The organism is Stieleria bergensis, assembly GCA_007745635.1.
Classification (GTDB): domain Bacteria; phylum Planctomycetota; class Planctomycetia; order Pirellulales; family Pirellulaceae; genus Stieleria; species Stieleria bergensis.
Genome location: CP036272.1, coordinates 4,110,229 through 4,134,277, shown reverse-complemented (window position 1 = coordinate 4,134,277; position 24,049 = coordinate 4,110,229). Strand labels below are relative to the sequence as shown.

The window sequence follows — 24,049 nt, the reverse complement described above, 5'->3', positions numbered from 1 at the left end:
GTGTGTCGTGGATGGAAGGAAATGAGAGTCGGTTATGCCGCCGTGGAATCATCGGGCTCGTAGAGAGCTTTTTCGAGATCGGTCAGGGCGGCGGAGTATTCATCGTTGCCGCCGAATATCTCTCGCCGGATTTGGGTCTTTGTGCCGAAGCCGGTGAACGGCGGCAATTCCAGAATCTTCGCGTCTTCGATGTCGACGATGCCGTTCTCGGCGTACTTGTCGAGCAACGCTTCCAAGACGGCGCGGGCGTCGTCGCCGTACTTCGCAAAGTAGTTGCGTTTGCGAACACGATCGGCTCGTTCGCGACGGGTCAATGGTTTCTGATCCCAAACGATATGAAGCAGCAAATCGAGCACGTCCATTTCCGCCGAACCGGGAACGGCTTCGTAGAGCGAGTCCATTTGAATGCCGACGTCGGCGAGCTCGGTCAAGACGGCTCGTTTGCGTTGGGCACTCGTCCAGCGAGAGATGAAGTCTTCAAGTTGGGCGTATTCGTGCAATAGGCAACGCTTGATTTCGTCGCGGAGGTGGACTCGGTACTCGGTCGTGCGAAGCTGGCCGCTGCCGTCGAGGTAACGCGTTTGCGTGATGCCGTCACCAACGTCGTGATCGTCGACGACGTAGCGTTGTCGCGGCGGTGGGGGCGGATCGCCGCCGGTGTCGTCATCGTCGTCGGGATCATCCGAGTCGTCGGCTTCTCCGTCGCCTTCGTCTGTGTCGTCCTCCGTTTCGTCTTCGTCGCTGTCCTCATCATCAGGCGGAACGATGTCGTCGTCGGGACCGGGTTCGTAGATCGTGACGGGTTCGCCGTCAAAGTCGGGGTCGGCGAAAAGGCGTGTCGCGCCTTTAAAATCCATGATGGTGAAGAACAGCTTGTCGTGGTCTTCGTTGATGCGTGTGCCGCGGCCGACGATCTGTTTGAACTCGGTCATCGAGTTGATTGTTTGGTCCAGCACGATCAGCTTGCAAGTTTTGGCGTCGACGCCGGTGGTCAGCAACTTGCTGGTGGTGGCGACAACGGGATACGGTTCGTCCGGGTCGATGAAGTAGCCGAGTTGATCTTTGCCTTCGCGATCGTCGCCGGTAATTCGGACGACGTAGCGACGATTGCTGGCGGCTTCGGGGATCAGGTTGACCATGGCCTGCCGCATGCGCTCGGCGTGCGGTTGGTCATCACAAAAGATGATCGTCTTGGACATCGGATCGGTGGCCTGCATGTATTGCCAGACCTTGCGAGCGACAAACTCGGTCCGCTTGGTCAACACCATTTGGCGATCGAAGTCGGTCGAGAAGAATTCGCGGTCCTCGATGACTTGGCCGGCGCGGTCGGTTTGGCCGGGCGTGGGTCGAAACCCGATCGCGTCGACGTCGCTGACAATGCGAATGACTTTGTAAGGTGCGAGGAAGCCGTCTTCGATGCCTTGTTTCAACGAGTAGGTGTAGATCGGTTCGCCGAAGTACTTGTAATTGAATTCGGGGTCGTGAACTTGTCGTTTGCCTTCGTCGTCCCGCTCGGCGGCTTTCTCTTTGGGCGTCGCCGTCAGACCGATCTGCGTTGCGGAGCCGAAGTATTCTAAAATGGTTCTCCAGGCGGAGTCTTCATTGGCGCTGCCGCGGTGGCATTCGTCGACGATGATCAGGTCGAAGAAATCGGGGGGGAATTGACGAAAGATCTGTTTGGTTTCGTCGTTGCCGGTGACCGCTTGATACAGCGAGAGATAGATCTCGTAGTTCTTCTTTGCTTCGCGATTTTGGATCTTGTGCATGACGTCGCCGAATGGGGCGAAGTCTTGCAGCATGGTTTGATCGACCAGGATGTTACGGTCGGCCAGAAACAGGATTCGTTTTTTCGCTTTGGCCTTCCATAGTCGCCAAATGATTTGGAACGCGGTGTAGGTTTTGCCGGTGCCGGTGGCCATGACCAACATCATCCGGTCCTGGCCCTTGGCGACCGCTTCGATGGCTCGATTGATGGCGACTTGCTGATAGTAACGCGGCTCGCGTCCGCTGCCGTCGTCGTGGTTGGGTTGTTGGATCAGGGACAGTGATTCTTCGGTGTCCCAGCCTTTCCATTGCAGATACTTGGCCCAGAGTTCTTCGTAGGTTGGGAACTCGTCTAGGCCGATCTCTCGTTCGATCACTTCGCCCAGTCCTGTGCGGTCGTGCATCAGGAAACCATCGCCGTTGCTGCTGAACGCGAACGGTGCGTCGACACGTTCGGCGTAGCCCAACCCCTGCTGCATCCCGTGACCGACGGGATACTTGTTCCGCTTGGCTTCGATCGACGCCAATGGCGTTTGCGGATTGGCGTATAGCATGTAGTCCGCAAACTTGGGACCACCTTCTTCGTCACGTCCTTCCAACCGGGTCGCTTTGTTGCCACGGACGACGACTCGGCCGGCGGTCAGCTTGACCTCTTCGCGAAACTGTTCTTGCGTCCAACCGGCCGCCAACAGCGCAGGCGTGATCAGCTTGGTGCAGATGTCGCGTTCGCTGTAGTCGGCGTACTTGGCTTGGGGCACCGTCTTGCCGTCCGAGTCAGGGTGAATGAATGCGACGATGGTGGCGCGGAAGATTGACTATTTTGTGCTTATAGCATACGTTCAGATTCCCCTCGCAACAATCTGGGAAGCAAACCATGCAATTCGGCGATCACGTTCGATGTTTACGCCAGCAACGCGACCTGACACAGGCAGATCTGGCTGGTCTGCTGGAGGTCAGCATGTCGTACATTTGCAAAGTCGAAAACGGGAAGCTGAGCAATGGCGAATACCCGTCGGAACGATTCATCAAACGGCTTTCCAAGTCGTTGAAGGCGAATGAGGATGAGTTGCTTCTGCTGGCCGATAAGGTGCCGACGCAAATTCGCAAACGAATTCGCCAGCGTCCCGAATTGTTCCGCAAGCTTGCCAACTGCAGCCGCCGAGAGCTCGATGAGCTCGAACGCCTGCTAGACACCGTCGTCTGACTAGCAACCTCACCGGACGCGAAATGCGGCCACCTCACTTGGAGCAACAATGACGGTCGAAGTTGGAATTTGGCGCTTGGGCGATAAGCCCGAGAAGGTGCGTTTCGTGCCGATCCCCAAAGAGGAAAAGCTCGAAGAAATCTTGGCCGCCGACTTGAGCATCCTCGACCCTCGCTTGCTGCTGATCGGACGCCAGGTAATGACCGCCTTCGGCAAGTTCATAGACCTGCTAGCGATGGACGCCGATGGCAAACTGGTCGTGATCGAGCTGAAACGGGACAAAACACCCCGCGAAATCGTGGCCCAGATTTTGGACTACGGTTCGTGGATTCGCGAGTTGGAGGACGACAAAGTCGCCTCGATCTTTGACTCGTTCATCAACAAGTATCAACCCGAGCAATCGGGGCTGAGCCTCGACGACGCCTTTCGCCAAAAGTTCGGTGCGAATGATTTGCCGGAGACATGGAACGAGGGTCACGAGTTGCTGGTCGTTGCTGGCCATTTGGACGCGAGCACCGAACGAATCGTCAACTATCTCAACGACGAGCATAGCGTCGCGATCAATGCGGTCTTCTTCCGATTTTTCATTGATGAGGGCCGCGAGTATCTCAGCCGCGTCTGGTTGATTGATCCCACGGAGGCGGAGGTTAAAGCGGTCGAAGGGAAAAGCAGCGAACCATGGAACGGCGAGTTTTATGTGAACTTCGGCGTTGGTTTGTCACGTCGCTGGGAAGACGGCCGAAAGTATGGCTATATCGCGGCGGGCGGAGGCAGCTTTTACACTCGAACGCTGGCCCTTCTGGAGCCGGGCAAACGAATATGGGTGAATGTTCCGGGAACAGGCTACGTTGCAGTCGGCGTAATCGAGGGAGAGCCAACGCCAATTCAGGAATTCAAGGTTGAACTCGAGGATGGCTCGACAAAGCCTATCACCGAAGTCATTTCGCCTTTACCCAAAATGGACCTCGCGGAAGACGAGATCGAACATTACGTGAAGGTGCGGTGGCTTGAAACTACGTCGCTTGATGACGCAATCAAAGAGAAAGGTCTGTTCGGCAACCAGAACACGGTTGCGCGACCAAAAACAGCCAAGTGGCAACACACGATCGAACGGCTCCGCAAACGTTTGCGCATCACGGATTGACTCGTGACAAAACCATTGTTGCAAACGTTTTCCATCGCCTTGCTCGCATGTCTCTTCATCGCTGCCGGCATCAATCACTTCGTGTCGCCGGACGTTTACTTGAAGATCATGCCGGCCTATCTGCCTTGGCCGTTGGCATTAATTTACGTGTCGGGGTTCTTTGAAGTGGCTGGCGGGATTGGCGTCGCGGTACCGAAGTTGCGGCGGGCGGCGGGGTGGGGATTGATCGCGTTGTTGGTGGCGGTGTTTCCGGCGAACATGGAGATGGTTTTCCACGCGGATCGGTTTCCGGACATTCCGTTTTGGGCGTTGGTGGTTCGGTTACCGTTGCAGGGGTTGTTGATCGCCTGGGTTTGGTGGGCGGCGGTGAAGCGGGTGGGGGCGACGGATGAGTGAGCTAATTCAGGTGTTGGTGATGACGACGATCGCGGGGGCGGCGATGCCGGTCGGTGGCGTGCTCGCGATGTTCGAGCGGATTTCGCCGCAGTGGATCGAGGATGAGTTCCGGCACAGCGTGATCGCGTTCGGCGGCGGCGTGTTGATCTCGGCGGTCGCGTTGGTGTTGGTGCCTGAGGGCGTGCGTGAGTTATCGCTCGGCTGGATCGTGCTGGCGTTCTTGATCGGTGGCATCTCGTTTTGGGGTTTGGAAACGGTGCTGGCTCGATCGAAGAGTTCGGCCGCTCAGTTGGTCGCGATGGTGTCGGATTTCGTTCCCGAAGCGATCGCGTTGGGCGCGGCGTTCGCTCATGGCGAAAGCACGGGCGCGTTGCTGGCGATCTTGATCGGGTTGCAAAACTTGCCCGAGGGTTTCAATTCGTTTCGAGAGTTGAAAGCCAGCGGCGGAAGTTCCGATTGGAAGATCGTCGGGTTGCTGTGTGCGTTGGTGCCGCTGGGGCCGATCGCCGGTTGGATCGGATTCAGCTATCTGTCGGCGTACCCCAAACTGGTCGCATTTGTCATGCTGTTTGCCGCCAGCGGAATTTTGTATCTGACGTTCCAAGATCTCGCACCGCAAGCCAAAGACGGCGACCGCAAGCTGCCCGCCGTCGGAGCCGTGCTGGGGTTTCTGCTCGGCGTCGTCGGCCAAGTCCTGCTGGACGGCTAAGTTGACTGCGCCCGCGTTGACCACCAGCCGGCATAGGGCGTGTTCTTGATGAGGTGGCGGTTGTAGTCGGTGTCGTCGTCCCACCACGTCGGGCCGCGTTCGCCGAGGGCGACTTTGGCGGCGTGGACTTTCGCACGGGCGGCTTTTGTTGCCGCTTCGTCGCCGGCACGTTTGGTTGTTCCCACGTCACGTCGGGCGGTCATCAAATCGTTGACCAGGGTTTGCCGCATGGTTCTATCGAGAGCCGGGTTCGTGCATCGCCAGAGTCGTTCTTTGTGAACGAAGTAGCGACCGTCGGGCGTAGTGGGGTACCTCACCGATGATCCGGACGTCGGCTAGGCCAATCGTGACAGGCCGGGCCGACGTGATGCCATGATGTAGATCGCGTAGATCACACCAGGCACGAACCCGATCAGCGTGAAGATGACGCTGATCCAGAAATGACGGTCGATGCCGAACTGCATCGCGACGGCGGCGGGCGGCAGTAGGAAGACGAGCAGGAGACGAATGAAGTCCATGGTTGGTGCTGGGCTGGAGTTACGCGTTGAGTTCCGACTGACATTCTTCAACGCATCGTTGGCAGGCCTTCGCACACGCTTTGCATTCGGGGTGGTCGTGCTTTTCGCATTCCGTGACGCACTTGCGGCAACTTTCGACGCACAGCTTCATGATCGCTTTCGACATCGGACCGCCGCGAGCATCGCTGGCCGCGCACGCTCGGCAGATGTCCGCACAGTCCATGCAAATTTGAATGCACGCCATCATGTCGTCCATGCCACTGGCCATCGCCTTCAAGCATGCCGCAACGCAATTCTCACAGTGGGCCACGCAATCCGAACACGTCAGAGCACAATCCAAATCCAATCCGTCGGCACTGGAGTGACCTACATCGTGCTTATCAGCTCGGGCGGTAGCTGCGGTCATCAAGGCGGCCGATGAGGTTGCCATGGCAGCGATTACGTTTCGACGATTCATGTTGAACTCCTTCGGAGAAAGAAAGTGCAGGGAGTGATACTGTCCGCGAGGCAGCAAACCGCATGCCCAAAACGGTTCCCATCGGCACACGGTATGCTCCTTCATGTCGCAACTCGTTTGCAAAATCGCCCGCGAGTCGGGTTTCGCGTTCGCATCCTGGCAGCGGTCCCGACGGAGAACACACCATGTCCTACAAACTATTCGCCGGCATGATCGCCACATCGACCGCGGTCATGTACGGGTTGATGTATCTGAACACCTACGCCTTTGATCACGTCGTTTGGAGCGAAACGCATTTTTACATGGCGTTGCTGATGGGGGCGACGATGGCGACGATCATGCTCGGGTTCATGCTCGGCATGTATCGAAACAAGAAAGCCAACATTGGAATCTTCATCACTAGCTTCGTGGTCTTTCTCGGAACACTCTGGTTGGTCCGCAGCCAAGAGACCGTGCAAGACGTGTCATGGATGAAAGCGATGATCCCGCACCATTCAATCGCGATTCTGACCAGCGAACGAGCCGAGATCAGCGACCCTCGCGTCCGCAAACTCGCCAACGAAATCATCGAGGCACAAAAGGAAGGAGATTGCCCAAATGAAGCAACTCATCGCGGATCTTGAACGCGATGCACCTACCGATCTTGCGTCACGATAGACAGCGGCGATGGATCACTTTGGTTCGACCGAATATCTTCCCACATCTCACGCTGACGGTCGAATTGAATCTCACTGCAGATCGGGCGGAGGAGTTTTTCGTGGATGGGGCTGCGACCGTTGGTTTCTTGAGGCAGGTTCAGCAGGGCTTCCTGGATGTCGGGAGCGAGTAGCGAGAGGGCGCGGATTTGCGACATGCGTGGTTGCGTGACGTCGTACAAGATCGCTAGCTCGGTTGCGTCTTTGGCTTCGCCGCTGCGGATCATTTCGTCGAACCGGATCGCCAACGCCATCAATCGCGACACGCGTGGGATCTTGCCCCGGCGTTTGGGTTTGTCGGCCGGATCGTTCTCGCCCGCCGGCTTGATTGTCTTGCGGCTTCGGGCCTTCAGCTTGAAGTCGACTTTGCGTTTGATGATGGTCATCGGGTTGTCTCGTTGGGTTCGGGTGCGGGGTTGAGTTCTTGTGTCAGTGATTTGATTCCGGACGGATGCAGCGTGATCGCGATCGTGCTGTCGTCCGCGTCGAACTCGACTCGCTCGACCAGCAAGTTCAAAACCTGAATTCGCTCGGTCGTCGTCAACGCATTCCAGACGTTGTCGAAGTCCGCGAACGCGGCGTTGATGTCCGTTTCGGTGAAGCTCTGTTCGCGAAGCGTTTCCGCATCGCCACGGACGGTCGCGAGGGTTCGTTCGACCGACGCGACTTGTTCGTGAAGCGTTGCCAACCGGTCCGTCGCAACGCTGGTCGTGTCGGCGTCGCCGGTCATCCGTGCGATTTCTTCGTGACAACGCGTCATCTTGGCAACCAAGGACCGTTCCTGCGAAACAAGGGCTTCCAGTTCAGAATCGCCTTGCGTTTGCGATTGCTGCAACACGTCGCGGCGTAGCTCGGCGTCCGACGCGATGCAGCGGATGTGGTCGACCACCGCGTCTTCCATCTCGCCGGCCGGCAGGGACGGGAACGGACAATTCTTGTAGCCGCGTTTGATCGCCGTCTGACAGGTGTAGTAACGGTAGACTCGCGAATCACGACGAGCGACGTTGTGGACCATCGCCTTGTTGCATTGCGGGCAGACCAACAAACCTCGCAACAATGCGTCGTACTTGTTCGCGATCCGATTGCCTTTGCCACGGCTATTGCTTTTCAGCAAAGCCTGTACGGCGTCGAAGACCTTCCGATCCACGATCGCTTGATGCTCGCCCTTGAACGTTTGGTCCTTGTGTTTGATCCGGCCGATATAGAGTGGGTTCTTCAGCAGGTAATGAACCGACGATTTATCGAACATGTATCCGCCACGGACTTTGCCGGTGCGAGTTCGCCAAGACTTGTTGAACCATCCGAGCCGCTGCAATTCATCCACCACCGGCAGCAACGATTGCATTTCCAAGTACATCGCAAAGATTCGCCGCACGTGAACGGCCTCGTCGGCGTTGGTAACCAACTTGGGGCTCGGCCCGGTGCGGTCGACGTCATAGCCCAGCACGGGAATGCCGCCGGCCCATTTGCCTCGTCGACGCTGGCCCGCGATCTTGTCGCGAATCCGCTCACCGATGATCTCTCGCTCGAACTGGGCGAACGAAAGCAGAATGTTCAACGTCAGCCGGCCCATCGAGTGAGTCGTGTTGAAATGCTGCGTGACGCTGACGAAGGAAACGTTCTGTTCATCGAACGTTCCCATGATTCGCGAGAAGTCGAGCAGCGATCGACTGAGCCGGTCGACTTTGTAAACGACCACACAGTCAATCTCGCCGGCTTCGATGTCGGCCAGCAACCGGGCCATCGCCGGACGCTTGAGGTTGCTGCCCGAGTAGCCGCCGTCGTCGTAGCGGTTGGGCAGCGCGACCCAGCCTTCTTGCGATTGGCTGGCGATGTAGTTCTCGGCCGCGTCTCGCTGCGAATCGAGCGAGTTGAATTCCTGCTGCAGGCCTTCTTCGTGCGACTTTCGAGTGTAGATGGCACACCGAATGGTCGCCGGTTGTTTGTTGGGTGCTTCACTCATTCTGGCTTCCTCCCCAATCGAAAGAACACGAACCCGTTGTAGCTGCATCCGGACACCTTCTTGGCGACCGCCGTGAGTGACCGAAACCGTTCACCTTCAAATTCAAAGCCGTCGGTCAGCACCAAAACGCGAACCATCTTTCCTTTGTGCAACCGTTCGACGTAGTTGCCCGGCGGTGGCAGTCGCGGATCCCAATCGGCGTAACCGTCTTCCTGGGCCGGCACGCGCCGCAAGGTTTTCAGTGCCTCGGGCTTCGGCGCGGTGACACGTACGTCCGCGTTCATGGCCAGTTGCCTGGCTCGCTGCCGTGCTTCGACACTCAGTCCGCCTTCATCGTTGACCTGCAACCGCCAAGCGATCCGCCGCAACAAGTAACGTCGATGCCGGCTTCGACATTCTTCATCGAAGACGACTTCGTATTTCGCCCGCAGTTGGTCGATGGTCATGTCGTCGAGTGCCGCGATCTGCAATTCAGTCTCCGGTTTCATCGCTTCGCCTCCGTTTGCGTGTTGTGTTGTTGTTCTTTCGCTGCCGCGTCGTCATTGGCCGCATTGCGGCTTGCTTCGGTATCGGGCACCGGTTCGCCGGCTGCTTCCATGGCTCTCACGCGAGCGACGCCGCGGGCCAGGATCGCGGCGACTTGTTCATCGTTCGACTGGTTCATTCACTTCTCCACCGAATCGTGGTCTGTTCTTCAATCGTCTTTCGGACCATCCGAGAGACCGTTTGGAACAGAGAGCGGTGAGTTGGAACGGAACTCAAGCCGAGCGGGTAAAGAGTTCGCAGAAGTTTTCAAAACAGGCGACGGATTGCGCAAACGCCACCGCAAAACGCCCCGAGCCAAGACGGCGGCCAGCCGTTGCCGCCGCTCACTCGGCGAGAGAGCCGAGTCATTCAAAGAAGAAATAGGATCACCATTTGGAAACGAGCATCGAAGTCACCGAGCCAGACCAAACAGCCCAGCCAGGTAACCTATGCCGCGTTTTTCAAAACGTGCTCGCAGAACCACCCAAGACAATCAAAACAGCAATCGCACCCCCACCCAAGAACCACCGTGCGCAACCAAACCAATGGATTTTCCAATCACTTCAACGGTAATCACTCGCAATTGCATCACCGAAGACGCCGACCAAGGCTCCCGCTTGGTCAGCGACCGAAGCCCACAACTTCTCTGAAAGTTCCAAAAGCTTTCAGACCCACAAGTGAACGAAAGGTCGGCATGGTTTCCATGCCGGCCTTTCTTCGTTTTTACGCCGTGTTTTGCGGTGCTTGCGAGTTCGCCGCTGGTTGGTCGCGTTCTTCGTTTCTTGGCTGTCGGTGTGGGCGGGGGCGACCGCAGGGTTATGGGATAGCGGCGTTTTTGGCCGTTTTCTCTGTTTCTTCGTTTCTCTGTCGGTCCGGGTTAAGAGTCGTCCGACTCTCCCAGACGGTCCGGATACGGAAAGGATTTACGCGGCAAAACGCTGGGTTTCTGAGCGATTCTCGATTGAGGGGGCAACTGCCGGCTCATTCTGCGGCGGAGAAACAGAGAAACGTCAGGTAATGTGATTCTTGAACGTACGGAACGACTCGAACGGTCCGAAAGCTCGTCAGGGCGTAGGAGTGTGTGAGGGCAGTTGTAAATCGCTCATCGCTCTCGGCACTGGTCGAGTTTGGCTGGGATCGTGCCGTCGACAGGGCGTAGCTGAGCTGGATTTGCTGAGCGACGACGGTCGAATTGATCGCGCCGAAGGCCAGCTTTCAGATCGCGATCGCAAAACGTTGAAGAAAATGTTCGCGGGTGCTGTAAGGCGGGTCACGGACGTCGGTATTCCCTCTCAGTCGCGGATGACGAGCGACGACGAATCTTTCCACACAAGCCTTCTCGGAGACAGACACATGACTTTCGACATCAACAATAAAACGGTTTTGGTCACAGGTGCGAATCGCGGCATCGGACGGGCGATCGTCGAAGAAGCAATCGCTCGCGGGGCCGGGAAGGTTTACGCCGCCGTGCGGAATGTGGATTCGGCAGCGACGTTGGTAGCCGAGCACGGCGACAAAGTGGTTCCAATTCGCGTCGATTTGCAGGATGCGGATTCGATCACCGAAGCGGCCAAGGTCGCAAGCGATGTGGACGTGGTCATCAACAACGCGGGTGTCGCGACGAACAGCGAAGCTCTTGATGGCGATGCATTTACCAATCTGGAATTCGAGCTGGACGTGAACCTCTACGGTTTGCTGCGTATTGCACACGCATTTTCACCGGTTCTGAAGGCAAACGGTGGCGGTGCTCTTGTCCAGTTGAATTCGGCCGTTTCGGTAAAGGCTTTCTCCAACGTTGCGACCTACTCCGCATCAAAAGCCGCCAGCTATTCAATGACTCAATCGCTGCGAGAATCGCTCGCTGATCAAGGGACCCATGTCGTCAGCGTGCATCCCGGTCCCATCAAAACCGACATGGCCGATTCCGCTGGCTTTGGTGAGATCGCCGAACCGCCCTCGTTTGTGGCCAACGCGATTTTCGACGCCATTCGTGACGCCCATTTTCACGCCTGGCCCGATTCCATGGCCAAACAGATTGGTTCGGCCTATCAGAGCTTTGCCGAGAACGTGGTCGAGGCGGACATGTCGGAAACACCGACTTGATCGAGCCATCTACGGCATCGTCCGCTGAAAGGTTAAACTCGCCATTAACCTCGAATGCAATTTAGATGACAGAATCTCCCATCACCCGAGCCAGTTTAGTGCTTCGGCTCCGCGATCGCGATGATCATGGAGCGTGGGGAGATTTTGTCGACAGTTACGGACCGATGTTGTACCGATTCATCCGCAGTCGAGGGCTGCAGGACTCAGATGCTTCCGATTTAGTCCAGGATGTCATGCGAAGCGTCGGCATGGCAATCGGACGGTTGGACTATGCCAAAGAGAAAGGCGGCTTTCGAGCTTGGTTGTTCACGATCACTCGCAACAAGCTGTCGACGTACTTCGAGAAACGCAAGCGTATCGGCCCGACCGCGAACGACACCGCTCAGTTCGAGATGCTCGGGCAGATCGCCGGCAACGATGAACTGCAGCAGCAATGGGAGCTCGAACATCAACGCCAACTCATCGCCCAAGCGATGGCGGATTTGAAACCGACGATCGAACCGAAAACTTGGTCGGCGTTTGAACTGACCGCCATCGAAGGCATGTCGGCCGAAGAAGCCGGCAAACAAACTGGCATGTCAAAAGGGGCTGTCTACGTTGCTCGCAGCCGCGTGACGGCGAAGCTGCGGAATGCCATTGAAACACAAATCAACGACGAGTCATGAACGCCATCGCCGATCACCTTTCGGAACCTCAGCTACGCGACCTTATCAACGGCAGCGTTGATGAGCAGTCCGCTGCGTCGTGGGAGAAGCACCTCGAGGATTGTGGTCACTGCCAAGACGCACTGCAAACGATGGCGACCGGAGAAATTCCGATCGACTCGCTCGTCGCCGATGTGAAGTCGCTCAACCCACCGGACCAGTCCGCCTATTGGCCGGCGATCAAAGCCATCGACGAAGAGATCAAGACTTCGTTGTCCGGCATCTCGACCAGCGCCGCCGACACGCCAGCCGAAGGAACGTCCAGCGTTGCCGATACTGACGGCGGTCTGCCGTTTGTCCCCGCAAAACCAACCGGCGATCTTGAATTCCTCGAACCGTCAGACGATCCGGCCTACATCGGAAAGCTACATCATTTCCAGATCGCTCGCGTAGTCGGACGTGGTGGCATGGGCATCGTGCTCGAAGCGTTCGACACACATCTGCAACGCAGCGTCGCGATCAAGGTTCTCAATCCGCAGTATCAATCCAACGACATTGCCCGGCAACGGTTTTGCCGCGAAGGTCGAGCCGCTGCCGCGATCGCTCACGAACACGTCGTGTCGATGTATCAGGTCGCCAAGGCCCAAGAAGGCGAAGTCGCGTACTTGGTCATGCAATTGATCGACGGTGATACGCTGGAGAATCGTTTGCGAGATGGCCAACCGCTGCCTCCCAACGAAGTCGCCCGCATCGCGATGCAAACCGCCGCGGGGCTTTCGGCTGCTCACGAACGTGACATGGTTCACCGCGATATCAAGCCGGCCAACATTCTGATTGAAACCAAAACCGATCGAGTGAAATTAACGGACTTCGGTTTGGCTCGCACGACTGACGATGTGAAGCTGACCGAGACCGGCATGGTCACCGGAACGCCACTGTACATGTCGCCCGAACAAACCCTCGGCGAAACCGCCGATGAACGCAGCGACCTGTTTTCGCTCGGCGCGGTCATGTACGAAATGGCGACCGGCGTCGCTCCGTTCCAAGCTCCGTCGGCTCTCGGCGTGATGCAGAACATCATGAACGTCACGCCTGACGCCCCGCACAAAGTCAACGCCGGTATCACGCGTCCGTTGTCCGATCTGATCATGTCGCTGCTGGCGAAGAAACCGGCCGACCGACCCGAATCGGCATCATCGGTAGCGACGGCACTCGCCTCGATCGTCAACGAGTACGGTCCGATCTCGCCACTGCAAGTTCCCGCAGTCGCGGCCAGCGAAGTGAAAAAGCTCTCGGGCAGCTATCGGCGTCTCGAACGTCGCTGGGTCTTGGCCGCTTGGCTTGCCGGAGTCGTCGGATTGCTGATTGCCGTCGGCACCTTCATCGCGATGCGTCCCGATTCCGGTGACAACTTTCCCTCGGTCGTATTGCCTGACAATCCCGGCACGGTTTGGTCCATCGACTTCGCACCCGACGGCAAGCAGATCGCAGCGGCGGTTGAAGACGGCAGCGTTCGCATTTGGAACGTCGCTGATCAAAAGTTGCTCAAGAGCTTTAATGCTCATCGCGGCATCGTTTGGACAACGGCGTATCACCCTGATCGTCCGATGTTGGTGACCAGCGGCGACGATAGCCTTGTCAAATTGTGGGACACCGACACGTTTGATCTGATCCGGCAATGGAAAGCGACCAGTGCCGTTCGCGGCGTCGCATTTTCACCCGATGGAACTCGCATCGTCGCGGGCGATCGCGACGGCCAACTGCACGTTTACGATCTCGACAGGGGTGAAGAGGTCGCGACGACAACTCACGAAGGTTCGATTCTCGGCGTCGACTATTCCGCCGACGGCAAGCTGATCGCCAGCGTCGGAAGCGACAAAATTGTCCGCCTGTTCGATGCTGACACGTTGGAACTGCGTCAATCCATGACCGGTCACGACGGCCCGATCTACAACGTCAAGTTCGCCCCCGTCGGCGACAAACTCGCCACGGTCGGTTGGAACAAGAACGTGCGAATTTGGAACAGCGAAACCGGAACGCAAACCAGCGAGCTGATCGGCAGCGAAGGCGACATCTGGGGCGTGTCGTTCTGTGCCGACGGCACGCACTTGGTCACCGGCGAACAAATGGGAGCCGCCCGAGTCTGGGAGATCGCCACCGGCGACGCCGTCGCGACCCTCCGCGGTCACACCTCCGCCGTCCACAACGTCTCGCTCGACCCCACCGCCCACCGCATCGCAACGAGCAGCCGCGACGGCACCATCCGCGTTTGGGACATGAGCGGGTTGGAGCCATAGTGGCCCGGTGGTCCCCACCGTGAGTTTTGCAATCACGTTGGGGACCAACGTGCCACGATGAGCAAGATCGTTCTATCGGCGGGATGGGAAGCGTTCTAGTTTCGATGCTCGGTTCCCTGCGGCGGTGTTTTCGCAGAAAATGAAGGCTGACTGATTCTTCAACAAAATTGAATGCTTATCGCCGATGGAAACGCTTGCAAACTCATCGAACGTGCCCGAGTCAGATCCAGAAAGGCATCGACAGCGACATTACCCAAGTTTTGCAAGCTGGGTGCGTCACTACGATGGCCCTCAGGAGATCTTCTCTCAAGACGCTTCCGTGTGCGGACACTACACGCTAACCCACTCTCGATTGGGCGAAGCCTTCTCGGATCCTGCCACGCCGGACCTTGTTCTTGGTCTGATCTCTGCTGGCAGGGCGACGCATGACAATCAACTCGATTTTGGATTTGGTCGTTTTGAGTGTCGTCCGCGAGCGGGAATGATCGCCCTTTTCGCACCTGACGTACCGACGGAAATTGCTGGCCCTGGACCGTATGACTTTTTGACGCTCAGTTCCCCGTGGTCAAAACTGAGACCCCAGTTGGAAAGCTTTCTGGATCGCGATTGCACGCATTTGCCGCCCCACCTTCACACGGAGATGTTCTACGACGCAATCATCGAGGATTCGATTCGCTCGCTGCATCGTCTTTCTCAAAGTGATGCAGCTGATGAACAAATTGCGTTTGACGAACAGGTCAATTGGATCTTGCTGCGATTGATTGAACTGGGCGGATTGAAGACGCCGCTGCTCAAGCCGAGGGCCAAGCTTTCCCAACGAGACCTTTGCCGCGTCATCGACTTTATAGAGCACAAAAATGGCGTTTCGCTTTCGCTAGACGAATTGGCGAACGTCGCCGATTGCAGCCGCTTTCACTTTTCGCGACTGTTCAAGGCCACGACGGGAAGCTCGCCGATGGAGCACGTTTTGCGTTGGCGGATCGGCCGTGTGAGAGAGGCGTTGATGAAGGATGAAGAAGCATCGCTTGCCGCGATCGCGACCGAATGCGGGTTCGCCGATCAAGCCCACATGGGTCGGCATTTCAAGCGAATCGTTGGCACTACGCCCCGGACTTGGAGGGAGAAGGCATGAACTCGGATTTTTTGAGCTACTCCGCTTGGGCAAAAAACGCTGACTTTACAAAACAGGCCCAGTCCGTTGAAATTCCTGAGATCGCTGAGACGGATATATCGTGTTGCAGAGTGCGTCTGACGGAAATGTTCTCAGACCCTCCGACCCCGGACCTGCATATTCAGATGTTGGTGGGTGGAGCCACCCGTGGAAACATCGACGTCGGGCACGGTCGCTTTGATCTTGGGCACTCGTTGAATTCCTTTGGCGTTGCCCCGGCCCATCAATATGCTGATATTCGCGGAGACGGAGATTGCGAGTTTTTAATCGTGAGTTGCCCGTGGCAGCTTATTCAGTCTTGGTTTCTAGAATCGGATGTCGGTGAACACGATTGTTTCGGTCGAGTCCATTCACAGGTAAACATTGATCCGCTGGTCGAGTCGCTGGTAAAGAACGTTTGGCGACAAGCGATTGGACATAGTCCAAACGGACGGCTCTTTGTCGAATCGGCGATGCAATCGCTTGTCATGCGGTTGCTTGAGCTTGGAGAGTGTCTGCCCAAGTCGACAAACCCCTTTAAATCGGGTCTGTCAACCGACGCGCTGGCCCGAGTGATTGACTTGGTGCAGAGTAGTTTCGCTGAAGACCTGTCAATCGGAATGTTGGCGAACGCGGCGGGCAGCAGCAAGTTCTACTTCAGTCGGCAATTCGCGATATCGCTCGGCGTCTCTCCCTGGGAGTACTTGACGCGAGTGCGGATCGAACGAGCAAAAGCGATGCTGTCGGGTGCTCCCACACTGAGTATTGCGAATGTGGCATTGAATTGCGGATTCTCGGACCAATCACACATGGGCCGCCACTTCAAACGCATCGTGGGCACGACACCGCAAAAGTGGCGTCGCAAATAGCGGCACTTTGAGCAAGATCGTTCTATAGCCATTCGCGATAGGGTTGTAATATCACAAGAAGACAATTCGTTTCTCAAATCTCTCTGGAGAATCTCGTCCATGGGACAGAAATACAATCGACTCGACAAAGACCAAGCCGCTCTGTTGCTGGTCGATCACCAATCGGGATTGATCTCGCTGGTTCAAGACTTCACGCCCGATGATTTCAAGAACAGCGTGATCGCATTGGCCGACATCGGCAAGTTTTTCAACCTGCCGACCGTGATCACGACTAGTTTTGACGAAGGCCCCAATGGACCGATTGTGCCGGAGATTGTTGAACGGCATCCAGACGCGCCGTTCATTCATCGTCCCGGCCAAATCAACGCTTGGGACAATGAAGATTTTGTGAAGGCCGTCGAGGCGACTGGGCGGAAGCAATTGATCATCGCCGGCGTCGTGACGGATGTCTGTGTTGGCTTCGTGACGCTATCAGCCATCGAAGCGGGCTACGACGTGTTCGTGGTGACGGACGCATCGGGGACGTTCAACCAAACTGTTCAGCAAGCGGCTTGGAATCGCATGTCGGCGGCCGGTGCCCAGATGATGAACTGGTTTGGCGTTGCGTGCGAATTGCATCGCGATTGGCGAAACGACATGGAAGGCCTCGGCAACTTGCTGTCGAACCATCTGCCCAACTATTGCAACCTGATGACCAGCTACGCGAAGCTGCAAGAAGCGAAGCAGGGCTAGCCAGATGCCAGGCATCCACTGCGCCATCACACGCATCGTTCGCGAAGGCAAGGAAGCCGAGTTTGAAGAAGCATTGAAAAGCTTCGTCGCTCGGTCGATGGGCCATCACGGAACCACGGGAGCCCACCTGTTGCGACCGACCGATGCGAGTCGGCCGCGTGAGTACGGCATCCTGCGATCGTTCGGCAGCGAAGAACACATGGCCGAGTTTTACGCTTCGGATTTGTTTGCCGACTGGCAGGCCGAAGTCGCCGACTTGGTCGAAGGCGATCCGGTGCATCGCAATTTGCATGGTCTGGAAGCGTTTTTTCGCGGTGATTCCGGCAAGACACCACCGCGATGGAAAATGGCCGTGGTCACGTGGCTGGGCGTTTTTCCTGTCGTGCTGTTTTGGTCGCGACTGCTGGCACCGCAGCTTTCGTTCATCCATCCAGTTTTGGTGACCGCTGTCGTGGTCCTTGCGGCGGTGATCACGTTGACATGGCTGGTCATGCCCAATTTGACGAAATGGTTTGCGGGCTGGCTGCACAAGCCATAGTGGCGCGTTGGTCCCCAACGTGTGTGAACTCTTCACGGTGGAGACCACCGTGCCACTATTTTTCAAAAGCACATCAACATGACAATGAATCGAATCGCTTTCATCGTTCTCGTCGTCGCATTTGCGACAGCCAACCGCGTCATCGCACAGCAACCCGACTACACCGGCCAACCGAACGACACGTTCGTTCCCGAAGAGGCCGACGTCGCCGACACGATTCTTTTCAACGCAGACATCTACACCGGCGTTGAAAGTCAATCGAATGCCAACGCATGTGCGATCGCGGACGGCCGGTTCGTTCGTGTTGGTGATCGCGCGGAGGTCGAACAACTGAGGACGGACAAAACGAAGGTCATTGACCTGCAGGGGCGGACCGTCATTCCCGGTTTGAACGACTCGCACATCCACGCAGTTCGTGGCGGTCGCTTCTACAACCTGGAATTACGATGGGACGGCGTTCGTTCGTTGAAAGAAGGCCTCGAAATGATCCGCGAGCAAGTCGCTCGAACGCCGAAGGGTCAATGGGTGCGAGTGATCGGTGGTTGGTCGCCGTACCAATTCGAGGAGCGTCGCCTGCCAACCGTTGCCGAACTCAACGAGGTCGCCCCGGACACGCCGGTGTACGTCATGTTCCTGTACAGCGTCGGCTTCTTGAACCAATCCGGCTGCGAAGCTCTCGGCATCACCGAGGACACTCAGCCGCCCAATGACCAAAGCCGCTACGTGTTCACCGACGGCGGAGCGGAATTGTACGCCGAACCCAACGCGATGATTCTTTACAAGACGATCGGAGCGTTACCGGCGATGTCGGTCAACGATCAAATCAATTCGACCAAGCATTGGTATCACGAGTTGGCTCGCTTTGGTTTGACGAGTGTCGTCGATGCGGGCGGCGGCGGTCACAACTTCCCCGACAACTACATCGCGACCGAAGTGCTCGCGCGTCGCGGCGAGATGCCGATGCGGGTCAGCGTCTATTTGTTCCCGCAAACACCTGGCAAGGAGTTCGTTGACTTTCGACGTTGGTTGCAGGCGAATGAACGCGACTACAACGACGCGATGCGAACGCTGCACGGGTACACGGTTCGTGGCGGTGGCGAGTATCTCGTTTGGGCAGCCGGTGACTTTGAAAACTTTCTTTCGCCGCGTCCCGAGTTGGAACCGGATATGAGGGAACAGTTGCTACCGGTCGCTCGGCTGTTGCTGCGGAACAACTGGCCGATCCGTCAGCACGCGACCTACGACGAATCCATCCGCCAATTGCTTGATGTTTTTGAAGAACTGGACCAGAACGAAATCGACTTCGCCGGCCGTCGCTGGGCGATTGATCACGCCGAAACGATCTCGCCCGAAAGCATCGCTCGCGTGAAGGCACTCGGCGGCGGCGTGGCGATTCAAAACCGAATGGCGTTTGCGGGTGAATACTTTTTGCAACGGTACGGCGAAGAAGTCACCGCCCAATCACCACCGCTGCGAAAGCTGGTCGATAGCGGCATTCCGCTCGGGGCCGGCACCGATGCGACCCGCGTTTCCAGCTACAACCCGTGGTTGTCGTTGTACTGGATGGTGGCCGGTAAGACCGTCGGTGGCACGCGGTTGTATCCGAAAGAAAACTGTTTGACTCGCGATGAAGCCTTGCGTCTTTACACGACCGGCAGTGCTTGGTTCAGCGGCGAGGATGGAATCAAAGGCCGCATCGCTCCGGGGCAATTCGCCGACTTGACCGTGTTGTCGGATGACTACTTTTCGGTCGACGCGGAACAGATCAAAGACATCGAGTCGCTTTTAACGATGGTGGATGGCCGAGCTACCTACGCGTCGAAAGAATTTGCTGAACTCGATCCCGAGTTGCCCGCCGTCAGCCCGACGTGGTCGCCGGTGGCTCACTTCGGTGGCTATGCGAAGTGATAGTAGCACGTTGGTCCCCAACGTGAACGCGACTAGGCAAACACGTTGGGGACCAACGTGCCACTATAAACAAGGAACCAAACCAATGATTCGACTACGCAAAGCAAACGAGCGCGGCCACGCCGAACACGGTTGGCTCAATAGTTATCCCACGTTTTCGTTCGCGGGCTATCGAGACCCCAATCATATGGGTTTCCAAAGTCTGCGAGTGATGAACGAGGACCGCGTCGCACCCGGTCAGGGCTTCGGCACGCACGCTCACGACAACATGGAAATCATCTCCTATGTGCTCGATGGAGCATTGGAACACAAAGACTCGATGGGCAACGGCGAAGTGCTCGGGCCGGGCGAGTTTCAGTGCATCAGTGCCGGCACGGGAATCGAACACAGCGAATTCAATCCTTCGTCGGACCGCCCGGTTCATTTTTATCAAATCTGGTTGATCCCGAATGAACGCGGTCTAGCACCGACCTACCAGCAACAACGCTTCCCCGACGATCAACTTGCCGATCAACTGCGATTGGTTGCGTCGCCAGAGGGTCAAGACGGATCGCTTGTCATCCACAGCGATGCGCGTGTTTATCTGTCCAAGCTGACGAAAGACGTTAAAGTCGAAATTCCAACCCAAGCCGATCGTCATGTGTGGTTACAGGTGCTTCACGGCAGCGTCGATCTGGCGGGCCACCGATTGGAAACAAGCGACGCCGCCGCCGTCAGTGAGGAGACGGCACTGACTTGCCAAGCGATCACCGATGCAGAAATCATGGTTTTCGATCTTGCCTAAGACAGTTCAAGCTCGACTCCACTCACCGAAGTAACTTTGATGCCTCTACATGACTTCATCGACGATCTCTCGCCGGCCATCGACACGATGGAAACGAAAAACGTCTTGACGTTCTTGACCGACGACTGCGTGTTGCAACCGGGCAACCAAGACAGCGTTCGTGGAACCGAAGCCGTCGCTGAAGTCTTCGACAGCCTCTACGCCAGCATCCATTCGATCAAGCACACCATCGACGACAAGTTCGCGGTGGATGATACGGCGGTTTATCGCGGCAGGGTATCGTATCGTCGCATGGACGATTCCGATTTGACGGTTCCGTTCTGCGACGTCTTCAAAGTCCGCGACGGCAAGATCGCAGAGTATTTCATCTACATCGACTGGCACGAGTTGTTCAGCGTCAAACTCTGAGTGACGGATCATCATGAATTTCAAACGAAAATGGATTTTCGTCGCCCTCACGGTCGTCTGCTGTGTTGGTCGCGCTTTTGGGCAAGACGCCACTCCAAATACCGTTCTGGCCATCCCCGAAACGGGTCCTGTTCGGGAACGCGTCGACGTCGATCCCGACGAAGCGTTGCTCGAGCGGCTACTACCCCTTGATCCATCGGTGCTGAAGATCAGCGGAGAGTTTCGCGAGCAATTTGAGTCGTGGCGGAACCGTGAGTTCGGTTTCGCGGAGGATGCCGACGACGACTACTTGTTGCAGCGGCTCTATCTGGACATCGACTATCGGCCGACCGATTGGTTTCGAGCTTTCACCGAGGTCGGCAGCTCGTTCAAATTTGGATCGCCGTTTGAAGCCTCGCCGATCGACGAAGATCCGTTCTACTTCCAGCAACTGCTGGCCGACGTGACGTTGATCGAAGGTGACCGCGGGCGGCTATCGGCCCAAGTCGGCCGCCAAACTTTCTCGTTGGGTTCGGGCCGTTTGGTCGCAACGCGAAACGGTCCCAACATCCGACGCAGCTTTGATGCCGCGAGACTCATGTTTGAGAACGATCAGTTCGAGACGCAGTTTATCGTTGGTTCCGATGTCAACTTTGGTGGCGATGCGTCTGACAACGACCCTTCGACCGACCGACTGCTCTGGGGAAGCTACTCGACGATTCATAGTGGCACGTTGGTCCCCATCGTGAAGAATTCTGAGAACACGTTGGGGACCAGCGTGCCACTATCTTTGGACGCTTTCTACCTTGGCTACCGCAACAAGGATGCCCGGTTCGATTCGGTCGCTGGCGACGAGCACCGCCACTCGTTCGGAATGCGTTTCTTCGGCGTCCGAAACGGGTGGGACTACAACATCGAACCGATTGTGCAATTCGGTTCGATTGCCGACGACGAAATCTTCGCATGGACGATTGCCAACGTTGCCGGCTACACCTTCGCCGAAGTCCCACTCAAACCACGACTGGGAATGAAGTTCGACGTCATCAGCGGCGATCGCAGTCCAGGCAACGGACGGCTCGGCACGTTCAATGCTTTGTACCCAAACAACAGCTACTTCAGCGAAGCCGCCGCGTTCTCGCCGGCCAACCTCTACGACTTGAACCTCAACCTCGACGTCGAACTTACCGAAAAGCTAACCGCCGTCGTATTGTGGGATTTCTTGTGGCGGTTCAGCACCGAAGACGCGATTTATGTTCCGCCCGGCGTCCCCGCGATCGCGGGCGATGCAACCGATGCTCGCTACATCGGCGACACGATCTCGATCGCTCTCGAATGGCGACCAATCCAATCCATCGAAACCACCGCCGCCTACGTTCACCTTGAACCCGGCGACGCCATCACCGACGCCATCACCGACGCCGGCGGGAAGCAGGCCGACTTTGTTCTGTTGTGGGCAACCTGGTTCTTTTGATCGTGGCACGTTGGTCTCCAACGTGATGTCCGTATTCACGTTGGGGAACAACGTGCCACTATGGGTTCGCGATCACTCGGTGGACGAATTGAACGCAGATGCTGCCTTCGCCGACGGCGCTGGCGACTCGCTTGACGCTGTTGGCTCGAATGTCGCCAATCGCGAAAACTGCGGGCAGGCTTGTTTCAAATGGTTCGGGCGGGCGTTTTTCATTCCATTCGTTTTCGGCGATAACATCTTGACCGGTGCAGATGAATCCGTTGGCGTCGGTGAGCACGCAACCGTTTAGGAAACCAGAATTCGGCACCGCGCCGATCATCAAGAACAGATGCTTGATGTCGTTGGTTTTGACTTCGCCGGTATCCCGGTTCGTCCAAGTGATCTGTTGCAAGCTCGGTTCGCCGGCGAGCTGCGTGATTTCGGTGCGCGTGTGCAACGTGATCTTTGATGAGGCTTCGATGCGACGGATCAAGTAGTCCGACATCGTTTCGGAAAGCCCGTCGCGGCGGACCAGCAGGTGAACGTGTTTGGTCTTGCCGGACAAGTAGATGGCGGCTTGGCCGGCCGAGTTGCCGCCGCCGACCACGACGACTTCGTTGCCTTCGCAAAGCCCCGCTTCAATGGCGGTTGCCGCGTAGTGGATGCCGCGGCCTTCGTACTTGGAATCGTTCGACAAGCCGAGTTTGCGGTAAGTCGCTCCGCTGGCGATGACGATCGAGCGAGCCGACACCGGCGGGCCGCCTTCGACTTGAACTTCATACGGCGGTTTGTCGCCGACGACGCCGGTGACTTGCATCGGAAGGGCGAGCGTTGCACCGAACTTTTGTGCTTGAATCTGCGCCCGACCGGCGAGTTCTTGGCCGGACAAACCATTGGGGAACCCGAGGTAGTTTTCGATCTTGCTGCTCGTGCTCGCTTGGCCGCCGGGAGCCTCCCGTTCCAGAACCACCGTCGACAAACCTTCCGACGCTCCGTACACCGCCGCGGCCATCCCGCCCGGTCCGCCACCGATCACGGCAAGGTCATAGCAACGGCCCGCGGTCGGCCACTCGACGATGCCGACCGCTTCGGCGACTTGCATGATTGACGGCTTTCGCAAGACTTCTTCGCCGTGACATAGCAACATTGGCAGGTCGTCGGCGGTCGCGTTATGCTTGGACAGGATCTTATCGGCGATCGGTTCGTCACCATGAAAGATGGTTTGAGCCGGATAGCCGTTGCCACGAAGGAAGCGACGGATTTGCAAAGTGAGCGGGTCGTTGCGATGACCGAGCAGGATCGAACCGCCGAGGTTCTGCTGGAGAATCCCAAGACGCCGAATGATGAAGGCTCGCAAAACGATCTCGGCGATGTCTGGTTCGGCCGCCAGCAGTTCACGAAATTGCTGACGGTTGAAGCGGATGGCTGTCGTTTCGCCCGCGGTGCGTCCGGCGACCAAGACTTTTCGATCGCTGAACAAGTCGATCTCGCCGGTGAACTGGTTGTCACAGTGTTTGGTAAAGACCTGTGCCGCGCCATCGCAGTCGTAATCAAAGATCTCGATGCAGCCTGACAGAACGATGAAGAAATCGGCTTGCCGTTGGCCACGCTCGAACACGCGAGTTCCATCGGCCATCGTTTGAAGCGAGCCGAACCGCGTGGCACGGTCGATCTGTTCCTGCGAAAGCGTCGGGAAGGCTTCGCGATCACGTCCGGTCGGAACGGCGGGTCGATTCATGATGATTCTCAAATAGTGGCACGTTGGTCTCCAACGTGATGGATTGATTCATTCACGGTGGAGACCACCGTGCC

At 57.1% G+C, this 24,049-nt stretch carries 25 protein-coding genes; 16 read left to right on the top strand and 9 right to left on the bottom strand.

What is annotated here, in order from left to right:
* Window positions 1-32 precede the first annotated feature (32 nt).
* Window positions 33-2,522: an EcoAI/FtnUII family type I restriction enzme subunit R gene (hsdR, locus tag SV7mr_RS14520; protein WP_145273480.1), complete on the bottom strand. Its 2,490-nt coding sequence runs from the start codon at window positions 2,520-2,522 to the stop codon at window positions 33-35.
* Window positions 2,523-2,638: 116 nt separating this feature from the next.
* On the opposite strand from hsdR, the gene SV7mr_RS14515 reads away from it, so the two are divergent.
* From SV7mr_RS14515 to SV7mr_RS14500, 4 genes are read left to right on the top strand one after another with little or no spacing between them, the layout of a single operon-like run.
* The gene (locus tag SV7mr_RS14515; protein WP_145273478.1) at window positions 2,639-2,968 is read left to right on the top strand and encodes a helix-turn-helix domain-containing protein; all 330 of its coding nucleotides are present in this window, start codon (window positions 2,639-2,641) and stop codon (window positions 2,966-2,968) included.
* Between the two features lie 49 nt (window positions 2,969-3,017).
* Window positions 3,018-4,112, top strand: a complete 1,095-nt coding sequence (locus tag SV7mr_RS14510) for an endonuclease NucS domain-containing protein (RefSeq protein ID WP_145273475.1) — start codon at window positions 3,018-3,020, stop codon at window positions 4,110-4,112.
* A gap of 3 nt (window positions 4,113-4,115) precedes the next feature.
* Entirely contained in the window at window positions 4,116-4,508 is a 393-nt protein-coding gene (locus tag SV7mr_RS14505) for a DoxX family protein (RefSeq protein ID WP_419187402.1), read from the top strand.
* Entirely contained in the window at window positions 4,501-5,217 is a 717-nt protein-coding gene (locus SV7mr_RS14500) for a ZIP family metal transporter (RefSeq protein WP_145273472.1), read from the top strand. The genes SV7mr_RS14505 and SV7mr_RS14500 overlap by 8 nt, the downstream gene beginning before the upstream one ends.
* Here the strand turns inward: SV7mr_RS14500 and SV7mr_RS14495 are convergent.
* The 3 genes from SV7mr_RS14495 to SV7mr_RS14485 form a co-directional block, all read right to left on the bottom strand.
* A complete protein-coding gene (locus SV7mr_RS14495; RefSeq protein WP_473163643.1) occupies window positions 5,214-5,447 on the bottom strand; it encodes a hypothetical protein in 234 nt (77 codons plus the stop codon). The two genes, SV7mr_RS14500 and SV7mr_RS14495, sit on opposite strands and share 4 nt — an antisense overlap.
* A 105-nt stretch (window positions 5,448-5,552) precedes the next feature.
* On the bottom strand, window positions 5,553-5,735 hold the full coding sequence (locus SV7mr_RS14490; RefSeq protein ID WP_145273465.1) for a YqaE/Pmp3 family membrane protein: 183 nt from the start codon (window positions 5,733-5,735) through the stop codon (window positions 5,553-5,555).
* Window positions 5,736-5,754: 19 nt separating this feature from the next.
* On the bottom strand, window positions 5,755-6,192 hold the full coding sequence (locus tag SV7mr_RS14485; protein WP_419187401.1) for a four-helix bundle copper-binding protein: 438 nt from the start codon (window positions 6,190-6,192) through the stop codon (window positions 5,755-5,757).
* 185 nt (window positions 6,193-6,377) lie between these two features.
* Here SV7mr_RS14485 and SV7mr_RS14480 point away from each other — a divergent pair, with 185 nt between their 5' ends.
* Entirely contained in the window at window positions 6,378-6,815 is a 438-nt protein-coding gene (locus SV7mr_RS14480) for a DUF305 domain-containing protein (RefSeq protein WP_419187400.1), read from the top strand.
* Between the two features lie 11 nt (window positions 6,816-6,826).
* On the opposite strand, the gene SV7mr_RS14475 is transcribed toward SV7mr_RS14480, so the two are convergent.
* Genes SV7mr_RS14475 through SV7mr_RS14460 form a run of 4 tightly spaced genes read right to left on the bottom strand, consistent with a single transcriptional unit; the run spans window position 6,827 to window position 9,514 of the window.
* Window positions 6,827-7,273 carry a hypothetical protein gene (locus tag SV7mr_RS14475; RefSeq protein WP_419187399.1) on the bottom strand — a complete coding sequence of 149 codons (447 nt, stop codon included), beginning with the start codon at window positions 7,271-7,273 and terminating at the stop codon, window positions 6,827-6,829.
* Window positions 7,270-8,850: a recombinase family protein gene (locus SV7mr_RS14470; RefSeq protein ID WP_145273462.1), complete on the bottom strand. Its 1,581-nt coding sequence runs from the start codon at window positions 8,848-8,850 to the stop codon at window positions 7,270-7,272. The genes SV7mr_RS14475 and SV7mr_RS14470 overlap by 4 nt, the downstream gene beginning before the upstream one ends.
* The gene (locus tag SV7mr_RS14465) at window positions 8,847-9,338 is read right to left on the bottom strand and encodes a DUF2924 domain-containing protein (protein WP_145273459.1); all 492 of its coding nucleotides are present in this window, start codon (window positions 9,336-9,338) and stop codon (window positions 8,847-8,849) included. The genes SV7mr_RS14470 and SV7mr_RS14465 overlap by 4 nt, the downstream gene beginning before the upstream one ends.
* Window positions 9,335-9,514, bottom strand: a complete 180-nt coding sequence (locus tag SV7mr_RS14460) for a hypothetical protein (protein WP_145273456.1) — start codon at window positions 9,512-9,514, stop codon at window positions 9,335-9,337. Before SV7mr_RS14460 ends, SV7mr_RS14465 begins: the two co-directional genes overlap by 4 nt.
* Before the next feature lie 1,214 nt (window positions 9,515-10,728).
* Here SV7mr_RS14460 and SV7mr_RS14455 point away from each other — a divergent pair.
* The 11 genes from SV7mr_RS14455 to SV7mr_RS14405 all read left to right on the top strand — a co-directional run bounded on the left by SV7mr_RS14455 (window position 10,729) and on the right by SV7mr_RS14405 (window position 22,258).
* Window positions 10,729-11,478, top strand: coding sequence for an SDR family oxidoreductase (locus tag SV7mr_RS14455; protein WP_145273453.1), 750 nt, complete (start codon window positions 10,729-10,731; stop codon window positions 11,476-11,478).
* Between the two features lie 65 nt (window positions 11,479-11,543).
* Entirely contained in the window at window positions 11,544-12,143 is a 600-nt protein-coding gene (locus SV7mr_RS14450; RefSeq protein WP_145273450.1) for an RNA polymerase sigma factor, read from the top strand.
* Window positions 12,140-14,419 carry a WD40 repeat domain-containing serine/threonine protein kinase gene (locus tag SV7mr_RS14445; protein ID WP_145273447.1) on the top strand — a complete coding sequence of 760 codons (2,280 nt, stop codon included), beginning with the start codon at window positions 12,140-12,142 and terminating at the stop codon, window positions 14,417-14,419. The genes SV7mr_RS14450 and SV7mr_RS14445 overlap by 4 nt, the downstream gene beginning before the upstream one ends.
* A 184-nt stretch (window positions 14,420-14,603) precedes the next feature.
* Window positions 14,604-15,551 (top strand): AraC family transcriptional regulator, encoded by a 948-nt coding sequence (locus tag SV7mr_RS14440; protein WP_145273443.1) that lies wholly within the window; start codon window positions 14,604-14,606, stop codon window positions 15,549-15,551.
* A 125-nt stretch (window positions 15,552-15,676) separates the two neighbouring features.
* Complete coding sequence (locus tag SV7mr_RS14435) at window positions 15,677-16,438, top strand: AraC family transcriptional regulator (protein ID WP_419187398.1); 762 nt, start codon at window positions 15,677-15,679, stop codon at window positions 16,436-16,438.
* A 99-nt stretch (window positions 16,439-16,537) separates the two neighbouring features.
* A complete protein-coding gene (gene ycaC, locus SV7mr_RS14430; RefSeq protein ID WP_145273437.1) occupies window positions 16,538-17,170 on the top strand; it encodes an isochorismate family cysteine hydrolase YcaC in 633 nt (210 codons plus the stop codon).
* A 4-nt stretch (window positions 17,171-17,174) separates the two neighbouring features.
* Entirely contained in the window at window positions 17,175-17,708 is a 534-nt protein-coding gene (locus SV7mr_RS14425) for an antibiotic biosynthesis monooxygenase (RefSeq protein WP_145273433.1), read from the top strand.
* 78 nt (window positions 17,709-17,786) lie between these two features.
* On the top strand, window positions 17,787-19,616 hold the full coding sequence (locus SV7mr_RS14420; RefSeq protein ID WP_145273429.1) for an amidohydrolase: 1,830 nt from the start codon (window positions 17,787-17,789) through the stop codon (window positions 19,614-19,616).
* Between the two features lie 85 nt (window positions 19,617-19,701).
* Complete coding sequence (locus tag SV7mr_RS14415; protein WP_145273426.1) at window positions 19,702-20,400, top strand: pirin family protein; 699 nt, start codon at window positions 19,702-19,704, stop codon at window positions 20,398-20,400.
* A 39-nt stretch (window positions 20,401-20,439) separates the two neighbouring features.
* On the top strand, window positions 20,440-20,808 hold the full coding sequence (locus SV7mr_RS14410) for a nuclear transport factor 2 family protein (protein WP_145273424.1): 369 nt from the start codon (window positions 20,440-20,442) through the stop codon (window positions 20,806-20,808).
* Window positions 20,809-20,821: 13 nt separating this feature from the next.
* A complete protein-coding gene (locus SV7mr_RS14405; RefSeq protein ID WP_145273421.1) occupies window positions 20,822-22,258 on the top strand; it encodes an alginate export family protein in 1,437 nt (478 codons plus the stop codon).
* Window positions 22,259-22,316: 58 nt separating this feature from the next.
* On the opposite strand, the gene SV7mr_RS14400 is transcribed toward SV7mr_RS14405, so the two are convergent.
* Entirely contained in the window at window positions 22,317-23,975 is a 1,659-nt protein-coding gene (locus SV7mr_RS14400) for an FAD-dependent oxidoreductase (RefSeq protein ID WP_145273418.1), read from the bottom strand.
* Between the last annotated feature and the right edge of the window lie 74 nt (window positions 23,976-24,049).

Excerpts from the sequence above, each read along its gene's own strand:
- SV7mr_RS14405 (WP_145273421.1), top strand. The coding sequence starts at position 20,822 with ATGAATTTCAAACGAAAATGGATTTTCGTCGCCCTCACGGTCGTCTGC.
- SV7mr_RS14420 (WP_145273429.1), top strand. The coding sequence starts at position 17,787 with ATGACAATGAATCGAATCGCTTTCATCGTTCTCGTCGTCGCATTTGCG.
- SV7mr_RS14415 (WP_145273426.1), top strand. The coding sequence starts at position 19,702 with ATGATTCGACTACGCAAAGCAAACGAGCGCGGCCACGCCGAACACGGT.
- SV7mr_RS14435 (WP_419187398.1), top strand. The coding sequence starts at position 15,677 with ATGTTCTCAGACCCTCCGACCCCGGACCTGCATATTCAGATGTTGGTG.
- SV7mr_RS14495 (WP_473163643.1), bottom strand. The coding sequence starts at position 5,447 with ATGCGGCAAACCCTGGTCAACGATTTGATGACCGCCCGACGTGACGTG.
- SV7mr_RS14500 (WP_145273472.1), top strand. The coding sequence starts at position 4,501 with ATGAGTGAGCTAATTCAGGTGTTGGTGATGACGACGATCGCGGGGGCG.
- SV7mr_RS14410 (WP_145273424.1), top strand. The coding sequence starts at position 20,440 with ATGCCTCTACATGACTTCATCGACGATCTCTCGCCGGCCATCGACACG.
- SV7mr_RS14510 (WP_145273475.1), top strand. The coding sequence starts at position 3,018 with ATGACGGTCGAAGTTGGAATTTGGCGCTTGGGCGATAAGCCCGAGAAG.
- SV7mr_RS14475 (WP_419187399.1), bottom strand. The coding sequence starts at position 7,273 with ATGACCATCATCAAACGCAAAGTCGACTTCAAGCTGAAGGCCCGAAGC.
- SV7mr_RS14480 (WP_419187400.1), top strand. The coding sequence starts at position 6,378 with ATGTCCTACAAACTATTCGCCGGCATGATCGCCACATCGACCGCGGTC.
- SV7mr_RS14455 (WP_145273453.1), top strand. The coding sequence starts at position 10,729 with ATGACTTTCGACATCAACAATAAAACGGTTTTGGTCACAGGTGCGAAT.
- SV7mr_RS14490 (WP_145273465.1), bottom strand. The coding sequence starts at position 5,735 with ATGGACTTCATTCGTCTCCTGCTCGTCTTCCTACTGCCGCCCGCCGCC.
- SV7mr_RS14515 (WP_145273478.1), top strand. The coding sequence starts at position 2,639 with ATGCAATTCGGCGATCACGTTCGATGTTTACGCCAGCAACGCGACCTG.
- SV7mr_RS14400 (WP_145273418.1), bottom strand. The coding sequence starts at position 23,975 with ATGAATCGACCCGCCGTTCCGACCGGACGTGATCGCGAAGCCTTCCCG.
- SV7mr_RS14460 (WP_145273456.1), bottom strand. The coding sequence starts at position 9,514 with ATGAACCAGTCGAACGATGAACAAGTCGCCGCGATCCTGGCCCGCGGC.
- ycaC (WP_145273437.1), top strand. The coding sequence starts at position 16,538 with ATGGGACAGAAATACAATCGACTCGACAAAGACCAAGCCGCTCTGTTG.
- SV7mr_RS14440 (WP_145273443.1), top strand. The coding sequence starts at position 14,604 with ATGGAAACGCTTGCAAACTCATCGAACGTGCCCGAGTCAGATCCAGAA.
- SV7mr_RS14465 (WP_145273459.1), bottom strand. The coding sequence starts at position 9,338 with ATGAAACCGGAGACTGAATTGCAGATCGCGGCACTCGACGACATGACC.
- SV7mr_RS14485 (WP_419187401.1), bottom strand. The coding sequence starts at position 6,192 with ATGAATCGTCGAAACGTAATCGCTGCCATGGCAACCTCATCGGCCGCC.
- SV7mr_RS14425 (WP_145273433.1), top strand. The coding sequence starts at position 17,175 with ATGCCAGGCATCCACTGCGCCATCACACGCATCGTTCGCGAAGGCAAG.
- SV7mr_RS14445 (WP_145273447.1), top strand. The coding sequence starts at position 12,140 with ATGAACGCCATCGCCGATCACCTTTCGGAACCTCAGCTACGCGACCTT.
- SV7mr_RS14470 (WP_145273462.1), bottom strand. The coding sequence starts at position 8,850 with ATGAGTGAAGCACCCAACAAACAACCGGCGACCATTCGGTGTGCCATC.
- SV7mr_RS14450 (WP_145273450.1), top strand. The coding sequence starts at position 11,544 with ATGACAGAATCTCCCATCACCCGAGCCAGTTTAGTGCTTCGGCTCCGC.